This is a genomic window from Rhodomicrobium sp. (assembly GCF_047605405.1).
Classification (GTDB): domain Bacteria; phylum Pseudomonadota; class Alphaproteobacteria; order Rhizobiales; family Rhodomicrobiaceae; genus Rhodomicrobium; species Rhodomicrobium lacus.
In genome coordinates, this window is the sequence record NZ_JASGFR010000029.1 from 35,960 (window position 1) to 53,215 (window position 17,256).

Genomic DNA, 17,256 nt, shown 5'->3' on the forward strand with positions numbered 1-17,256 from the left:
GCTTATGCGAGACTATCCGCGCTACAACCTGGATGCTATTTTGATTGCGGTGCCGTCTGGAGCTTCTCCGAGGCGCAAAATTCCGATGCCTGAGGCGTCCAGGCCCCGAAGCCGCTTTGAACGAGGCGATCCAGAACGCGGCAGACGTAACGCTTTTGTCCTTCCTTGTTGTTCTTTCCCGCGTTGTACCGGGCCACCGCCACAGTCCACGTGCTTTCCTGTTGCTTGAGCGCCTTCAGGAAACGCGCCGCGTAGTCGACATTTTTGTGCGGATCGAGCATTTCGTCGACGGACGCGAAATGCTCGCCGTGGAAATAGTAGTTCAGCTGCATGCAGCCCACGTCGATGAGCTTCAACCCTTCGCGGCGTGCGGCGTGGAAACGCTCGATCGCCTGCGCCTTGTCGAGCGAATATATGGCCTTGCCCTCAAGGTTGAGGGAGAACGCACGCAGATTGCCGTTTATGCCAGTTTCAGTAAGCCCCACGGCGTAAAGAACGCCAAGCGGTATCTGATACTTGCTGGCCGCCGCAACCATCTCGCGCTCGCACAGGTTTGGCTCGACCGATTCGGCTGGAACGAGGCTAGATATAAAGAGCAGTGCGGTTGAGATGGCTCTCAGCTTGCCCATGCTCCGATCCCTCTCTCATGCCCCGATTGCCGGGCTCCCCCCTGTCCTTCTGACCGCTCTGTCCCATTCCGTCCGACCCGGTGTCTGTCGAACCCGATAGCGACTGATCGCTGGAAGCAGTGGAGGTGCCGGTGACGGAAGGCGTTACCGGCTGAGGCGCGAGCTGAACCGAAATGGTGTCGACCTTGTATCCGGTAGAGCGAAGCAGCCCTTCGAGAACCTCCCGATCCTGTGCCAGCAACTGGGCGGCCTCGGGCTTCTCGACGCTGAGGACGACGGAAAGCTTGCCGCCGTTCATGGACATGCGCACTGTGACTTCGCCAAGATTTTGCGGCGTGAGGCCGATGGTAAGCGTACGCAAGGGCTGCGTAGCCTCCGCAGTCGGAAGTGCGACACGGGATGTGGATTGCGACGCATCGGACGAAGACGTTGATATCGCGTTCGAGACCTGCTGCGCGAGGGTGCCGGAAGCGGGGGAAGCGGACGCGGAAAGAGCCTCGCCCAGTGCGCTTGCATCTTGCGCAGGGACCATGGTTGCTCCGCCCGAGCCAGACGCAGCGGGGGCGGACGGGAAAGCGCGTTTGCCGGTGCTCGAACTGGAGGCATCCCCGGCGCTGTTCGATGCCGTTACCGCGCCGCTGCCTGACGCGCCGGAGCCGGCAACCGATGCGGGATCGCCCGCGAGTGCGGCGGACGTAAGCGAACGTTGGCGAAGGGCTTCCGTTTCGGACGCGGCCGATGGCGCCGATGAGGACAGCGAAGGTGCACTCGCGGCCGATAGCGACGCCTGTGCGTTCTGCGACGAAGTCGAGCCACTCAGGACTTGGGAGAGACGCGCCGCAGTGTCAGCGTATGGCTGAAAATGCGTTTCGGACTTCAGGACGCTGAACGGGAGGGCTTGTCCGTTCGATGAAAGCGCGTCGTTCATCGCGGAAAGGGGCGCGGAATTCTCGCCTCTCGTTGCGGCGGTCTGAGGTCCTTCCGCTGTCGCCCCCGTTTCAAACTGGAGGAGCACCGGAAGAAGCTGCCCCTGCATTGGGATAACACTCGTGGAGCCCGCAGCACTTCCGTCTGTTTCGGAGGCGTCTGCTGCATTCGTCGCGGTGTCGTCCAACTCGAAAAGAGATCCGTCCTCGATGTCGCTCCCAGCGAGTTCAGACAGCTCCGAATCGATTGCCTCGGTGCGGCTTGCGTCGTCGACGGAGCGGACATCCTTCCCTGTGCTTCGCTGGCCGGCGCCCTGAATTAGCGCGTCCGCCAGCGAACCGGAAAACCTTGTTGTTGCGCTGACAGAGGCTTCAACGCCGTGGGAGCGCGAGTCCGGTGCTTCACCGTCGGACGCGGTATCGAGGAAGGAAGAAAATTCCGCTCCTCCCTTGTTTCCTCTATGCTGGCCGAGCGTCTCAGCGCCCACTATGGCGGACGTCGAGGATGCCGCAGCCGCCGGCTGCGCTATCGCTGTCGCTGTCATCTTTCTTTTTTCAGGACCAGATCGGCGTTCGCGATGGCCAATTGCGCTTCCATCATCCGTTTGCCGCCGACAAAAGTTCGGTCCCCCCCCCGTTTCCCTGCCAAAGCCACCTCATTACCTATTAACGGCTTGGGGGTTTCGTGGAGCTTGCGCGCCAACTGCAGCGAAGCAGAAAGCAGCGCGGCGTCATCTGCATCGAAAACTGCGGGGTCGAGCGAATTGAGCGTGGCGTTCGCCTCTTCATACTTTTCGGTGACGATGTCGACTGCCGCCTGGTACAAGAGAAGACGCTGCTTTCGGGCCTGATCGTTCTGAACGAGCGAGAGGCCCTTGCCCGCGGCGAGCGTGACGAGCGACCGCCGCCCGGAAAACACACCGCGTTGCGCAACATCCGTGAGCAAACAGGCAGGGCAGCGTCCAAAACCCAGCGGCCTCGCTTCCAAGAGTTGGGAGAGCGTTGCTACACCATCGGCGTCATCGAAACGGGGAAGGTAACCGACGATTCGCGCTTCCGCATCGGCGGCAAATGTCGATGTTTCGAAGCGCCGGATGTAGCTCAGCGCAGCCTTCGAAAACTCCTGCACCCGGAGCTTCTCGCCTGCGAGAACGATACTCTGACGCAAAGCTGCTTCTTCCACGAGCGTCCCCGGCAGCAGAAGCCGGGCGAGAGTGTAATAGGAGAAGGCGCGTTCGGCATCGGTTTGGGCGGCAAGCAGGGCTTGAACGAGGGCAAGGTGACCTCCCAATACCGGCTCGAACCGGCGGGCATCGATCGACAGGAGTATCGAAGAGGCTCGATTCGCGTCGCCGCTGCCATGCGCGATGATCCCGCGGATCAGATTTCTTTCCAGCTCGCTGAACTGATCTTCCTTCCACGGCTTGATCAGCTCGACGCTGCCGCCGCTCAAAACGAAGATTTCCGCGAATCTGAGAAATTCCCCGCTCATGAGTTTGAGGTTCTCAGCCTCGCGCAGATGGGCCTCATATCGCTCGCGGGCTTCGGCCATCTCCAGCGAAGAGGCTTGTGTCCTTGCCACTTCATCGAAGCGTCGCACATCCTGCCGAAGATCCGCTATCAGCGTTTGCTCGCGCTCCGCGCCGCTCGCCCCAGAGCCTGCCATCAGCAGCAGGGCCCCGAACAACGTTGCAATCGCCGCCCTCATTTGTCCTTGTCCTTGAGCAGGACTTCGATACGGCGGTTTTCGGGGGCCAGGGGATCTTCGGGATTGCGTGGCTGTCGATCCGCATACCCCTCGATCGATAGCACTCTTCCATCGCCGATCTTGCCTCGCGCCAGCATCAGGAACGCCATGCGCGCCCTTTCGGAAGACAGCGACCAGTTTCCGTAGGGATCACCCGCAAAGGGGCGCCCGTCGGTGTAACCCCGGATGATGATCTGACCCGGATACCTGGAGATGATATCGCCAATCCTGGTCATCACGAGGACAGTGTCCGGCTTCGGCATCGCCGAGCCCACATCGAACATGCTGCGCTTCGTGTCATCCATGAGACTGATCAGCGTTCCTTCCGTCACGCTGGCAACCGAGACCTGAACCCGAAACGACTGCGGCAGATTGCTTTGAAAATTTTCGATTTCCTTCAAAATCTGCTCTGCCAGGGGAGCAGGAGTCTCCGTCGGCTCTTTCTCGGCGATAGTGATGGATTTTTGCGGTTTGGCAGGCTCCGGGTGGTCAGTCGATGACCGTGACACCGGCTGCGTGATGTCCTCCGGCTTCGCAGATTGGATCAACCGCGGCTCGGCGATAAAGGGGTCGCGCGAAAACTCGCTACCAGACTTGCTTGAGACGTTATCTCTCGAAGCGATGCGCAGAGCTTCTTCAGCCCGGGTCTCCAGTTCGGTCAGCACGCCGAAGGGATTGCGGGTAAGCTCTTCCTCGGAGACGATTTGCCGATCCTGCGGATCTGCGGCAGCGGCCTTAGCCCGCCGCACTGCAGCCTCGGAAGGGTCTGTATCAAGCGCTTTCGGTATGGCCTCAGCGACGCCTTTCGCTGGCGGCGTCTCTTCACTGAGCTTTATCGGATTGAAGTAGTTTGCTATCTGGGACAGGCGCTCCTTCGAGCTGGAATTCACCAGCCACATCACGAGGAAGAAGGTCATCATGGCGGTCATGAAGTCCGCGTAGGCTATCTTCCATACGCCTCCATGTTGGTCCCCGTCCCCCTTGTACAGCTTCTTGCGGACCACGATGTCCGCGTGCGCCGCCGCGTTCTTCTTGTGTCGCGTCATACTCATGAACTCCGATACTCATTAACCAGCGACCAAGGCTCGTCTCTATTACGGTTCTATCGACGGAAACCGTCACGTCACATGCCTTCGTGATCACCGTCTCGACTGTCACTGCCTCATCGAGGCGCTGGGCCAGTTCGTGAACCAGATCCGAAGGACCGCAGATTTTTAATTTTATGACGCCTTCGTCTGAAGTTAGCCTTTGGATTTCCGCTAAAAGTCGAGCTATAGCTTCATCAGTCAGGTGGCGTTCGACGATGGGTGTCAGGATCCGCGCTGCCACGTCGCAAATTTCAGCCTGCATGGCAGCCAACGACTGAATCAGCAGGGCCTGGAGACGATCCGCCTCGCCCTCGACCCACTGTTTTCTTGCCGCCTCCATCTCGGCTTTATGGCTTGCGTCACTCTCTGCGAGCATCTTCGCGGCGACCGCCTGGGCTTTCGCTTCGCCCTCATCCAGCCCCTTCCGGTAGGCTGCGGCCATTTCGAGTTCCCGCGCTTCGACGCTTTCGCGTGCCAAGGGAGCCCCAAGACGGGCAAGAAAATCCGGCAAAGGCAGGCGCCCCGAGACCGCTTCCACGTCAACCCTCCCTGATCCAGTCGATGAGAACGGCGGCGGCTTTCTCCTCGTCCCGAGCGATGGCCTTCTCCACGGATTTCAGAGGCGTATCCTTATTACTGGTGCCCAGCGTTGTGAGGGGCGGGACATCCTCAGCGAGAGCATCAACCGGCGCGGCAACGGTGTCGAGAATCGGTGTGTTTCGCTTGTCGGCGGCGATTTGTGGCGCGGGCTTGGGCTTGTTTTCAAGGATCATCCGCAGCGAGGGACGAAGCCCGATCACCACAAACAGGATCGTCGAGAGAAGTATGGCAGCGGCAAGCACATAGCTTCCCAGTCCTTCCATCACATGATCCCAGAACGAGGGCGCCGGCGCCGGCTCGAACTCATTGCCTCCAGCGAAGTCGAGTGCAACAACCGTAGCCTTGTCGCCGCGCAGCGAGTCCAGCCCCGCGGCTGACGAGACAAGCCGCTCCACAACCCGTAGCTGTTCATCCGGCGCGGTCTTGGCGCTCTCGGCCGCAGCGATGAGCGGCTTCCTGTTCAAAACCACCGCCACGGCGATGTTTTCCACCCGGTAGCCCTCGCTGTGTGTCGTGACGCTTTTCGAACTCACCTCGTAATTTGTCGTCTCTTCCTTTCTTTCGCTCGCGCGCTTCGACTGATCGGAAGGCTTCGTGTTCTGCTGATCAGCGGGAATATTCTGCTCCACGCTGACATTCCATTTCTGATTGGTATTTTGAGAGTTGCTGCTCTCTTTTACCGTGCGGGTGGAGCGCTCGGCCTTGGATTCAGGGTCGAAGGCGGTCTCGTTGATCTGCTTCTTGTCGAGGTTCAGCCGGACAGTGACGCTCGTCTCGTAGTTTCCGAGCCCGATGACGGGGGTCAACGTCTTGCGAATATTGTCGTTTATTTCGCGGGAGACCTGCTTTTCGAGTTCCAGCATCTTGCCGCTGGCAACGCCGGGACCGTCATCGCCGGCGGAAAGGATGGTGCCGTCGGTGCTGAGCACCGCCACATGATCCGGCTTCATTCCCGGCACAGCCGACGCCACGATCTGGCGAATGGCGGCTGCGGAGGGCGGCTGCGCTCCCGATTGCTTGACGACCACCGACGCCGAAGCAGGCTGAGGCTCGCGCCGGAAGGAGCCGGCGTCCGACATGACGAGATGAACGCGCGCTGAACTTACGGACCGCATGGCTTCGATAGTGCGGGCGATTTCACCTTCGAGCGCCCGGACACGGGTGACATTCTGCATGAAGGAGGTCAGACCCAGCGACCCGAGCTTGTCGAACAGCTCGTAACCAGCCGTTGCGTTGTTGGGAAGACCGCGCTCGGCGAGGATCATGCGGGCCCGCGCGGTGTCACCCCGGTTCACGAAAACCTTGTTCGCTTCCGAGCTGGCGTCGAAGGAGATGCCAGCTTCCTTGAGAGCGGCACCGATGCGAGAGACATCTGCAGGCGTGAGCCCGACATACAGCACATCTTTATCCGCCCGGCTGACATAGTAGCTGCCGATTCCGATGATCGCCACAATTGCAATGCCCACCGCCGCCAATGCAGCAAGGCGGCGTGCGCCCAAGCCCAAAAAGCTCGCCGTCAACGCGTCAATCTGATCGCGAATCGCCATGTTTCCCCAACCCCGTTGCGAAGCAGGGCGGATCATCGGCTCGTTACCTTGCGCGTGGCAGGAGGCCTGGGTTGCAGGCACTCCCGCTACGCGGTTCGGCTTACTGGAAGAGCTTCAGGATCGACTGCGAGGACTCGTTCGCAATCGAGAGGGCCTGCACGCCAAGCTGCTGCTGGACCTGCAGGGCCGAGAGACGGGTCGACGCTTCGTTCATGTCGGCGTCGACGAGCGAGCTCACACCGGCATCCACAGAATTCACAAGCGAATCAACGAAGTCCTTCTGGCTCTCGATGCGCGACTGCGTCGAACCGAGCACCGAAGACGCTGCCGTCACGGACTTGATCGCCGCTTCAACCTGCTTCTGGTAGGCATTGATCATCGCCAGATCAGCGCCCTCATCGGTCAGCGCCGAAATGTCGAGGTTGAAGACGCTCTTGCCGTCCGCCGTAGCCGTGTCGGTGGTGCCGTCAGCCTTGGTGAAGGAGCCGGTCGTCGTGCTGTCGACCTTGTCGAGAATGCCGATGTTGCCGTTGGAATCGAAGAGCGCGGTATCGGCCTTGCTGAATGTGATCGTACCGTAGCTGACGCTGCCGTCGGACGAACGAGACAGAGAGGCGACAAAGGAAGCGGTGTCGTTGTAGCCCGTGCCGGCCGAATTGACCGACAGGAAGTTTTGGCCGTTGAGGCTGGCGCCCTCGGCATACGTCTTCAACTGCGCCTGATATGTAGCGATTTCACCCTGAATCTTGGTGCGGTCGGCGCCCTGGGTTTGAGCGGTGATGAGCGAGTTCTTGATCTTCGAAAGCGTGTCGGAGATCTTGCTCATCGCATCCGTCGCGGTCGAGAGCGTCGCATCGGCGACGTCGAGCGAGTCGGAGATCGTCGTAAGAGCCGAGCTGTCGCTCTTCAGCGAGGTCGCGATCGAATAGTACGACGCATTGTCCGCCGCCGTGCTGACGCGCAGACCGGTGGAGATTTCGCTCTGAGTCTTGTCGAGGTTCTTGACGGTGTTCTGGAGGTTCAGCAGAGCTGTGTTGGCGGCGTTGTTCGTCAGAATGCTGGTCATGGAAGTGTCCCTTGGTCGGATTGCATCTTGGGACATACCGGACTTGAACCGGCACGCGGAAACGGCATCATGCCTGCGATGGTGCTTCGCATTTGTGCACCTCGCTCCCGCGTAACTACAGTAAACAGGAAAAATGCTAATTTTTCGTTAAGAATAGCCAGATCGGGACAACTCGAAGAACATCAATAACTATTCAATCGATCGTCATTGATTTTTCAATTGTATGGCCTGGGAGTCGCCTGTCAAACAGCGAGCGATGACAGAAAAATCCCGCCGCAAGGCGACGGGATTTGTCAACTTGTTCCGCGCTTTTAGACGTAGTCAGGCGTGGATTTGCTCCGGCGCGCGGTGTGCTGGCTCGAAACCACTGCTGACTGGCGGCAGATACTTGGCGCCGTCGTCGTCAGTATTGATGACGTGGACGAATTCGGACATGCTCTTCGATAGCTTCGACGTGATATCGGAGAGGCTGGAAGAGATCCCCGACAGCGCCGCCGCCTGTTCCCTCGTCTTGCCCGCGACGACAGAGACGGAGCCCGAGCTTTTCGCCGCCTTCTCGCTACTTTCAGCGGCGAGAGAAACATTCTGCGCGATTTCCTGGGCTGCTGCGGTCTGCTCTTCTACAGCTGACGCGATCGCACCAGTGAAGCTATGAATCTCCGATATCCTTCCGGCCATCGACTGTATGGTCGCGATAGCCGCCGTGGTATATTGCTGGATCGACTGAACCTGGTCGGCGATGGCATCGGTCGCCTTGGCCGTTTGTGCGGATAGTTCCTTGACTTCCGAGGCGACCACCGCGAACCCCTTTCCGGCATCTCCAGCACGCGCGGCCTCGATCGTGGCATTGAGCGCGAGCAAGTTTGTCTGATCGGCGATAGTGCGGATGATTTCAACGATGGAGCCGATTTCCTCGGTTGCTGTCGTCAGATTCTCGACATCCCTGTTCGTCCGGTGGGCTTCTTCCGTCGCCACCTCCACAACGGCGTTGGTACTGTGCGCCTGCTGCGAGACATCCCGGATCGAATAGCTGAGTTCCTCGGTCGCCGTCGCGACGGCATTCGAATTGTCGGCGGCGCTCGCGGAAACTCGCGCGGCTATCTCAGCTTCGCGGGTCGATGTTTCAGCCGCGTCGGAAAGGGTTTCCGCCGATTGCCGCAGTTGGCCGATTTGCCGTTTCAAGCCCTCGACCACGCCAGCCATCGTCTGTTCAAACTGAATTGCTTCGAGCCTCAGATAGTGCTCGCGCTCTTTTTCGCGGTCTCGTGACCGGGTGACCTCTTCCCGAAGTGACCACAGTTCTATCAAATTGCGGCGCAGCGCTTCGACAGCTCGCGCGACCGGCCCCAAGGGAGCCTTCTCACCGAACGGGAGGTTCGCTGGCTGCACATTGCCGTCTGCGAGGCTCGTTATGGCGCGCCCGATATCGAGGAGCGGGTTGAGAATGGAGCGAGCGATCCACCATACAGCCAGCGCCAGGACCGCCAGAAGACCACATACGATAGCGCCATGGACGTAGAGCCGATAAAGGAAAGCTTCATGAAGGCTTGCCGCATCGGCACTCACTGAGACAAAGCCTCCTATTTCCGGGGCGGCCTGCACGAATGTAAGTTTCGGGGTCCAGGAATGGCGCGCGACGATTTCGGGACCGTGCGTAAAGCCCGCGCCCGCGGGGCTTTTCGCAATTTCCGCGAAGGTCTGCGGCGACTTCTTGAGATTCTCCGGCCCTGCTTCCGGCGCATTCTTTCCCGACTGGGAGGGAGTGCCATGACCGAGCGCGACGCCATTGAGGTCATATGCGAGGGCGGTCGTCACACTATCTTGGTCCTGAAAGCGCGCGGAACGGATTACACCGAGATAAGCTTCTCGACCGACCTTTGAGGCTGGTCCCCCCGCCGTTGCCATTTGCGCGCGAGCAACGGAAAGCACGAGATTTGTCCAATTTCGCAGCTCGCTTTGCTTGTCCTGCACCATCTGCCAGTGCAGGAACCAGAAGCTCACCAAGGCAGTCACCCCATAGGCGAACAGGGCGAGGGCCACGATCATATTGATCCGGGTTAAAATTTTCAGACGGGCGGCCATAGATGCATACTCCACTCAAAACTCTCGCAGGTTGTACACGAACAGCATTAAGGCGGAGTTTCCAGCCTCCGATGTTTGCGAAATGTGTGTAGCGGGAGATGCTCGGAATATTCGTCGCGATTTACATAAAAGTGGATATGCCAGCTGGGCAGAAAAATTAGTCTGACTACGGGATAGTACCCTCGAAATCAGGAACAGGTTGCAATGTCGAACGCACTCCCCCACCCAACTTTCGGTCAGACTGAACCGCTGATCATGGATCTGATCGCGCGTGCGCCGCACCTCATTAATCCCGCATCCGGCATCGCGAACGATTTTCTTAATCAATACAATGAGGCGCTGCTCCTCATTGAGAACTTGCCCGTATTGCTCCCCGAGATGATCGATGAACTATTGGCTTGGAAGCCGAAGTCGTACGTGGCGTACTTCGAAAGCTCACCGCTGAGTGGCGGCGACATCGCAATCACGGTTTACCAGCTGATCGACGTCGATTTCAGGAATGCTTTCGAGAAGCAACTCGCTCTTCTGAATGCGATCACACAACAGGCGATCTATCTCATTCGAGTCATGCAGTCGAAAGCCGGGGAACTCACCTCGGAGAATGTCGAGGGTTTCTGCAGGGTCATCGCCAAACGCCTCAGGATCGAGATCGAGAAGGCTGTCGATCTCGTCAATCACGGTATCGATCAGCCTAGCGAAACATCCCAGGTGATGGCCGACCGCCTGATGGCAGCCGCCACTGATATCAAGTCCTTATAGAGTGTATTGCCATGGATGAGTTGCTGAGCGATTTCCTGAGCGAGGTGACCGATCACATTCAGGAAATCGAATCCCATGTGGTCGTTTTTGAGAAGAACCCCGACAATTCAGAAGCTATCCGCCAGATTTTCCGGCTCTTTCACACCATAAAGGGAACGGCCGGTTTTCTGGGGCTCACCCGTCTTCAAAGCGTTTCGCACTCCGCGGAAACACTCATCGATGGGCTCCGCAGCGGACGTGCCCCGGTATCGCCAGCAGCCTCGTTGCTGTTGAAGGCGATCGACCGCGTGAAAAGCCTGCTCGAAAGCGTCGCGGAGCTTGGCGAGGAGCCGGCTGGCAACGACACCGATATTGTCAGCCGCATCGAGACCTTTCTCGATCGGGGCGATGACCTGGAAGCGGGCTCCGCTCTCGCCGACACGCCGGTGACGCCGAAGCAAGATGAGACCTGCGCGCAACAGGCGTCGACTGACCGTCAGGAAATCGTGCCCGAAACACCGGGCACTGTCGCTGGGAACTCTCCGCAAGCCGACGTGGCGCCTTCCGTCGCTGAGGCCATTGCCCCGTCGCAACCGTCTCCTTCGCAGAAGGTCGAAGCCGACCAGACTTCGTCCAAGCCGGCGTCCGGGAAGGAGATGGGACAGGAGACGCTTCGCATTCCAACGGCGGTCATCGAACGTATCATGGCCCTTGCCACGGAATTGGTGCTGTCGCGCAACCAGATCATGAACCTGTCGCGGCGGCAGGACATGCATCAGATGAAGATGCCGCTGGAGCGGCTCTCCGGCCTCACTTCGGAATTGCAAGATGCCGTCATGCAGGCCCGCATGCAGCCGCTCAGGCGCCTGTTCGATAGCGTGCCGCGGCTGATCCGGGATCTCTCGGCGGAAACCGGCAAGGAATTCAATGTCGTCATCGAAGGGGCCGACACCCGTCTCGACCGCCAGCTGATCGAATCCATTCGCGATCCGCTGATGCACCTCGTGCGCAACTGTGCCGACCACGGCATTGAAGGTCCGCAGGAGCGCGCGGCACGCGGCAAACCGGCCGCCGGCCTCATTTCCATCGTCGCAAGTCAGGATTCAGGCCAGATCGTCATCGAAGTGTCAGACGATGGCCGGGGCTTCGACAGCGAACGGATTCGGGCGAAAGCCGTCGAGCGAGGCCTTGCGGAGGCAGACGCGGTCGCGCGCATGACCGACGAAGAGGTGTACCGTTTCATTCTGGAACCGGGGTTTTCCACCGCACAGACGATAACGACGATATCGGGCCGTGGCGTCGGCATGGACGTCGTACGCGCGCACCTCGAAGCGATCGGCGGAAGCATCGGGCTTCATTCGACGAAGGGCGCCGGTTCGCGCTTTCTGCTCAGAATTCCCCTGACGCTTGCCATCGAGCCCGCGCTGATTGTCCAGGCCGCGGGCCAGCGGTTTGCGTTGCCGCAGAAATACGTCGTCGAGGCGCTCGATTATTATGACGGCTCGCATGTGATCGGCGAGATGGAGGGGCAGCGCGTCCTTCGGCTTCGCGATGAAGTGTTCCCGGTCGCCGCGCTGGCCACGATGTTCGATCTGGACGACAGCGACGCGTCTCCCGACAAGGTCGTGATCGTCTTGCGGCTTGGCGCCAGAAAGCTCGGCCTGATCGTCGACGGCATCGGCGACATTCAGGAGATCGTGGTAAAGCCCCTGAGTCGGCTCTTTCAGAAATTTCGGATCTTTACGGGGTGCACAATCCTCGGAGAAGGATCCGTCATCCTCATTCTGGATCCGGCCGGAATGGCCGACTTCATGAAACTCGATCAAGAGCCCGTCAAGAGCGGGCCGCCAGTGGAGCGCGCCGTCGAACGGACGGAGACGCCACTCATTCTTTTCAAAGCTGGCAACGGCGCCACGAAGGCGGTTTTCCGCAAGGTCGTGTCGAGAATCATCCGTGTGGATGCGACCGACATCACGCGGGCGGACGGACGCCTCGTGCATCGTTATCAGGGTCGATTGATCCCGGTGCAACCTCTCACGGACTCACCCACCGGTAAATCGGTGCTGATCCTGATCCTGAATGTCGGGGACGAGACGTTCGGTCTGGCTATAGACGCCGTGATCGACATCGTGTCGTCTCAAGCCGTCATCGAACTCGAAGCCGCCACGCCCGGTCTCCTCGGCACCGTCAGCATTGCGCGTGATGCGGTCGAACTGATCGACCCCGAGCATTTTCGCCAGCTTGCCTTTTCGAGGGAGATCGTACTCGCGGTGAACGAGCCCGGAGCGGAACTCGCTCTTCATGACGACGATGCGGACGTGACGGATCGCGCAGGGGGTGACTACGCCATGCCTGAGCCGTCCAGCAACCATGCAGCAGCCGGAGCGATTGAAAAGGATATGTGCCATGCAGGCTGAACCCGGACTTGTCACGACACATCGCCGAGAGCCAGCTTCCATGGCGACGTCCGACATTCGCACCAGTTTCTTCACCGTGTTTGTGGCCGACCAAGTTTACGGAATAAGCGTCGGCGACGCTCCGACGATTTTCACCCTTGGCGAGGTTACTCCCATGCCGTCGGCGCGAGGCGGATATATCGGGCTGACAAACCTGCGAGGGCGCATCGTGGTGACGGTGAGCCTTCGCAAATGGTTAAGCCTTCGCCCGAAAGAGGGGGGAACCGAGAAATATGCAATAGCGCTTGAGGTTCAAAACGAATGCTTCGCTTTGCTCGTCGACAGGATCGGCGATGTGCTGACATTGCCGGAAATCAGCCGAACCGGGGTTCCCGCCCATTTTCAGAGCCGCAAGACGAATTTCGCGCGGGACATGTATTTCTCGGACATCGGTCTCATTCCGATATTGGACAAGACGCTTCTGTTCGATCAGCTCATGGCTCAGGTCGCGTCCTCAACGTCCGTCGAATGAGCCAGGCCAGAGGAAGCGGGCGCGCGATCACACTGATAAAGGTCAGGTCGCGCGCCTCACCAGGAATGGTATTCCGATGACTTCGCCTCCATCAGCGCGTCGTGATCTCGCTTGCCGCTGTCCTGAAGGCGAGAGCTGAGTTCGATCCTTGCTCCGAGATTGTCGACGGCTGCTCGCGATCATGACTTGAGCCTTGCCAGATCCAGCGCGATCGCCTCGCCATAGGCAACGGGCTGCGCGAAATGCGTCAGCAGCGGCACACCCTCGACGATCGCGCGAAGCACACGGATCGCGCCGGCGTGGGTGATCGCAAGCACGGTGTTTGAGTGGCCCCCGTTTTCGCCCGAGGTTTCGCCCCCCGCAGAGGCAAAACCGGCCGACATATCCGCGAGCCAGTCCGAGAGGCGCGCGGCCATGGCGGTCAGCGCCTCCCCGCCAGGCGGCGCGGTATCGGGCAGGCCGTTGGCCCACGCATCGAAGTCCGGCTGCGCGATTGTGTCCCAGCGCACGCCCTCCCAGGCGCCAAAGTCGAGTTCCTGCAAGCGCGGATCGATACGAGCGGCTGGATCGACCCGCAGCGCGAGATCAAGGCACCGCCGCGCGGGGCTCGTGCAGATGAGTGCGCCGCTGGCATGTGGCATGAGCCGAGCCGCCGCCGCATCCACCTCATGCGAATCGCAATGCAGAGCGAGCCGCCCGTAACACACACCCGCCTCGACGACCGGCTTCGGGTGGCGCGCGAGGATCAGACGCATGCCGCCAGCGCCAGCAGGAACGCCAGTTCAAAACTCTGCTCGAAAGCGCCGAGAACGTCACCCGTATAGCCGCCGATCAGCCGCTTCGCGCGCCAGCCCATGAACAGCACTGCGGCGACGCCCGCCGCCAGCCCAGCCAGTGCGAGCGGCAGCGGCAGCAGCGCCAGCGGCGCGAGGCCGAAGACGGAGGCGACGGCGAGCCCGCGCGCGGTCACGCTCTGCCCGGCAGGCTTCATCTTCCCTGCCTCGACGGGTTTCGCGTACGGCAGCACCGGCATCGCCGCGATGACCGCAAGCCGCCCGCCCGCGTGAATCGCGATGAGGGCGGCAGCGGCAACTGTTACCGGAAGGGCCGCCAGGGCGAAAACCTTCACGCCGAGGTTCAGCACCGTCGCCACCACGCCAAAGGTGCCGAGGCGGCTGTCGGTCATGATCGCGAGGCGCTTTTCCTTCGTGCTGCCGCCCATGGCGTCGAAGAAGTCCGCGAAACCATCCTCATGAAAGGCACCCGTCGCAGCAACGCCAGCCGCGACCGCCAGCAGCGCGGGGAGCGGCCCGGTCCACACGAGCGACGCGGCCAGCAGCACCGCCGCCGAAATGCCGCCAACCACCACGCCCGCCAGCGGGAAATATTTCACGCTGCGGTCGAGCCAGGCATGGTCGAAGGCGAACAGCCCGGGCACCGGCAACCGCGTGAGAAACTGCACGGCGCTCAGGAACAGGCAAAACTCCGTGCGGACGAAGGCGATCATGTCGGGTTCGGCCTCACTTGGCGTGCGTCGGATGCGGCCCGGGCAGGTCGGCCATGGTGTCGAGCATGGCCTGCGCCATGCGCAGCATGGGCACGACGAGCACGGCGCCGGTGCCCTCGCCAAGCCGCATGCCGAAGCTGAAGAAGGGCTCCGCGTTCAGCCATTGCATGAGCGCGATGTGCCCCGGTTCGGCCGACTGATGCGAGAACAGCAGGTAATCGCGAAGGTTCGGGTCGATGGCGACGGCAGCGCAGGCGGCGGCGGTGGCGATGAAGCCGTCGACGATCACGATCTGGCGCGCGTTCGCCGCACCGAACATCGCGCCCGCCATCATCGCGATTTCGTAGCCGCCGAACTCGCGCAGCGCGTCGAGGCCGGTTTCGACCGGCGCGCGGGTAAACGAACGCGCGAGCACATCGCGCTTGTGTTGCAGGCCCGCTGGCGGTGCGCCCGCGCCGGGGCCCACGACGACATCGAGCGGAAGCTTCGTCACGCAATGCGCGACAAGCGCCGCCGAGCTTGTGTTGCCGATGCCGATCTCGCCGAGCGCTAGCATGCCGAAGCCTTGCGCCCTCAGATCCCGCGCGATCTCGGATCCCGCGCGCAACGCCTCGCTCAGTTCATCATCGGTCATGGCGGATTCGTGCAGGAAGTCGCGCGTGCCGGGACCGATACGCCGCGACGTGAGGCGCGGATGCGGCGGGTGCGGCTGGCGCAGCCCCGCGTCGATCACGAACACCTCGACGTCAGCGCCCTTGGCTGCGATGTTGCCCCCGGCCTTGCCGTCGCAGGCCATGCCGGTGACGAGTGTCGAGATTTCGGCCGGGTACGCCGTCACGCCTTCCGCAACGACGCCATGATCGGCCGCGAAGATCGCAAGCGCCGCGCGACCCAGATCTGGTTTTAAGGATTGCGTTATAAGACCGGCGTGGATCGCCAGCGTTTCGATGCGGCCGAGCGAACCGACCGGCTTCGCCTTCTGGTCGATGGCGGCGCGAAGCGAGGGTTCAAGGTCGCGCGAAAGCGGCGTGACAGAGGGAAACCGTTCAGCTTTATGCATGGGATCACTGTTATAAGAGGCAAGCGATGAGCACTAAAGATCACACGGGCGGCGAGCCGGTCAATGCACCAATCTTTCCGAAGCCGCCAGTCGTGCTGCTGCTGTTCCTTGCCGTTGGCTTCGTGCTTCAGCATTTCCTTCCGTTGCTCCAGGGCGAGCCGGACGTCGCGAGCATCGTGGCGGGCAATGCGTTCATGGTAGCCGGGTTTGTCATCGCCGTGCTTGCCGCGCGCGAGATGTTCCGCGCCAGAACCGCCATTTTGCCCGGCGAGAAGGCTGCGGCGCTGGTGCAAAGCGGCGTCTTCACGCTTTCTCGCAATCCGATCTATCTGAGTTTCATTCTTTTTATGGTCGGGCTTGGCCTCGCGCTTGCGAACCTCTGGTTGATCCTGCTCGCACCCGCGCTTCTCCTCTACATGCAGGAACGCGTCGTGAAGCGTGAGGAAGCCTATCTGGCGGCGCGATTCGGCCCGCAGTTCTTCGATTATCGAAAGCGCGTGCGCCGCTGGATATAGGCGGTGCGGCTCTTCGCATCACGACATCGTTTCTTGATAACCGCCGAGCGCGGGGTGGTGTCGGCCTTGAAGGCACGCGATCCGGCCCGAAAACGGCCTTGTTGCGGTGCAACTCATCATCACACGGACGAATCAACCCGCAGAGGTTGCATGAGGCCCGGCGTTTTTTGCAGCTTTGTTAAGTTCCGGCCGACCTGGAAGCTCGAGTCTTTCTAAATATTCATGATCTCGCGTCATTCCTCCGTACCGGAACCTTTCCTATATGCGTGTGTCTTACCACCCGTGTTTCTTGACACGGCGAACATGGAGTTTCCCGAATGAAAACGACTCTCACGGCTGCCGCGGCTTTGATGATCGCTATCAGCCCCCTCGCAGCACAGACGACGGCGCCGGCGGCTACGGCCCCTGTCACCTTTATCGAACAGCAGACGAACAACGAAGTGCTTGGCACCGACTTCGTCGGCACCCCCGTCCTCGCGAAGGACAACCAGCAGATCGGCAAGATCGCCAACCTCGTGTTCGACAAGGACGGCCGCATTGCGATCGCTGTGATCGGCGTTGGCGGCGTGCTCGGGATCGGTGAAAAGGAAGTCGCGGTTCCGTTCGACGCGATCAAGTCCGAAAGCAAAGACAACAAGCATGTCTTCACGGTCGACGCGACGAAAGAGCAGCTCAAGGCCGCTCCCGCCTACAAGACGCTGAACGATCAGGCGTTCAATCAGCGCGTTGCCGAGTGGCGCCAGAAGGCCGCCGAAAGCTGGAAGCAGGCGAAGGAGAAGGCCGGCCAAGCCTACGAGCAGGCCAAGGATAAGGTCAACGAGAA

Annotated in this window: 15 protein-coding genes; 5 read left to right on the top strand and 10 right to left on the bottom strand. The window is 60.7% G+C overall.

The annotated features are described in order from the left end of the window. Positions 1 to 35 precede the first annotated feature (35 nt). From QM659_RS12335 to QM659_RS12365, 7 genes are all read right to left on the bottom strand, one after another. Complete coding sequence (locus QM659_RS12335) at positions 36 to 629, bottom strand: transglycosylase SLT domain-containing protein (RefSeq protein WP_127078170.1); 594 nt, start codon at positions 627 to 629, stop codon at positions 36 to 38. After that, a complete protein-coding gene (locus QM659_RS12340; protein ID WP_415188627.1) occupies positions 583 to 2,100 on the bottom strand; it encodes a flagellar hook-length control protein FliK in 1,518 nt (505 codons plus the stop codon). Before QM659_RS12340 ends, QM659_RS12335 begins: the two co-directional genes overlap by 47 nt. Next, a complete protein-coding gene (locus tag QM659_RS12345; protein WP_415188628.1) occupies positions 2,097 to 3,155 on the bottom strand; it encodes a hypothetical protein in 1,059 nt (352 codons plus the stop codon). The genes QM659_RS12340 and QM659_RS12345 overlap by 4 nt, the downstream gene beginning before the upstream one ends. Before the next feature lie 104 nt (positions 3,156 to 3,259). Further along, the gene (locus QM659_RS12350) at positions 3,260 to 4,354 is read right to left on the bottom strand and encodes a flagellar motor protein MotB (RefSeq protein ID WP_415188629.1); all 1,095 of its coding nucleotides are present in this window, start codon (positions 4,352 to 4,354) and stop codon (positions 3,260 to 3,262) included. 575 nt (positions 4,355 to 4,929) lie between these two features. After that, positions 4,930 to 6,456, bottom strand: coding sequence for a flagellar basal-body MS-ring/collar protein FliF (fliF, locus tag QM659_RS12355; protein WP_415188630.1), 1,527 nt, complete (start codon positions 6,454 to 6,456; stop codon positions 4,930 to 4,932). 181 nt (positions 6,457 to 6,637) lie between these two features. Next, positions 6,638 to 7,603, bottom strand: coding sequence for a flagellin (locus QM659_RS12360; protein WP_415188631.1), 966 nt, complete (start codon positions 7,601 to 7,603; stop codon positions 6,638 to 6,640). A 321-nt stretch (positions 7,604 to 7,924) separates the two neighbouring features. Next, positions 7,925 to 9,685 (bottom strand): methyl-accepting chemotaxis protein, encoded by a 1,761-nt coding sequence (locus tag QM659_RS12365; RefSeq protein ID WP_415188632.1) that lies wholly within the window; start codon positions 9,683 to 9,685, stop codon positions 7,925 to 7,927. Between the two features lie 204 nt (positions 9,686 to 9,889). Between QM659_RS12365 and QM659_RS12370 the strand changes: the two genes are divergently transcribed. From QM659_RS12370 to QM659_RS12380, 3 genes are read left to right on the top strand one after another with little or no spacing between them, the layout of a single operon-like run. Next, the gene (locus tag QM659_RS12370; RefSeq protein WP_415188633.1) at positions 9,890 to 10,444 is read left to right on the top strand and encodes a hypothetical protein; all 555 of its coding nucleotides are present in this window, start codon (positions 9,890 to 9,892) and stop codon (positions 10,442 to 10,444) included. Positions 10,445 to 10,455: 11 nt separating this feature from the next. Further along, the gene (locus QM659_RS12375) at positions 10,456 to 12,840 is read left to right on the top strand and encodes a chemotaxis protein CheA (RefSeq protein ID WP_415188634.1); all 2,385 of its coding nucleotides are present in this window, start codon (positions 10,456 to 10,458) and stop codon (positions 12,838 to 12,840) included. Between the two features lie 40 nt (positions 12,841 to 12,880). Then, a complete protein-coding gene (locus tag QM659_RS12380; RefSeq protein ID WP_164730019.1) occupies positions 12,881 to 13,351 on the top strand; it encodes a chemotaxis protein CheW in 471 nt (156 codons plus the stop codon). A gap of 179 nt (positions 13,352 to 13,530) precedes the next feature. Here the strand turns inward: QM659_RS12380 and QM659_RS12385 are convergent, their stop codons facing one another. The 3 genes from QM659_RS12385 to cobT are packed head-to-tail and all read right to left on the bottom strand — an operon-like array spanning position 13,531 to position 15,918. Continuing rightward, a complete protein-coding gene (locus QM659_RS12385; protein ID WP_415188635.1) occupies positions 13,531 to 14,106 on the bottom strand; it encodes a histidine phosphatase family protein in 576 nt (191 codons plus the stop codon). After that, positions 14,097 to 14,858 carry an adenosylcobinamide-GDP ribazoletransferase gene (cobS, locus tag QM659_RS12390; RefSeq protein WP_415188636.1) on the bottom strand — a complete coding sequence of 254 codons (762 nt, stop codon included), beginning with the start codon at positions 14,856 to 14,858 and terminating at the stop codon, positions 14,097 to 14,099. Before cobS ends, QM659_RS12385 begins: the two co-directional genes overlap by 10 nt. 13 nt (positions 14,859 to 14,871) lie before the next feature. Beyond that, on the bottom strand, positions 14,872 to 15,918 hold the full coding sequence (gene cobT, locus QM659_RS12395) for a nicotinate-nucleotide--dimethylbenzimidazole phosphoribosyltransferase (protein ID WP_415188637.1): 1,047 nt from the start codon (positions 15,916 to 15,918) through the stop codon (positions 14,872 to 14,874). Positions 15,919 to 15,944: 26 nt separating this feature from the next. On the opposite strand from cobT, the gene QM659_RS12400 reads away from it, so the two are divergent. Both QM659_RS12400 and QM659_RS12405 read left to right on the top strand, forming a co-directional pair. Then, positions 15,945 to 16,433: a methyltransferase family protein gene (locus QM659_RS12400; protein ID WP_415188638.1), complete on the top strand. Its 489-nt coding sequence runs from the start codon at positions 15,945 to 15,947 to the stop codon at positions 16,431 to 16,433. A gap of 317 nt (positions 16,434 to 16,750) precedes the next feature. Then, the coding region (locus tag QM659_RS12405; RefSeq protein WP_415188639.1) for a PRC-barrel domain-containing protein at positions 16,751 to 17,256 on the top strand (506 nt) is incomplete at its 3' end.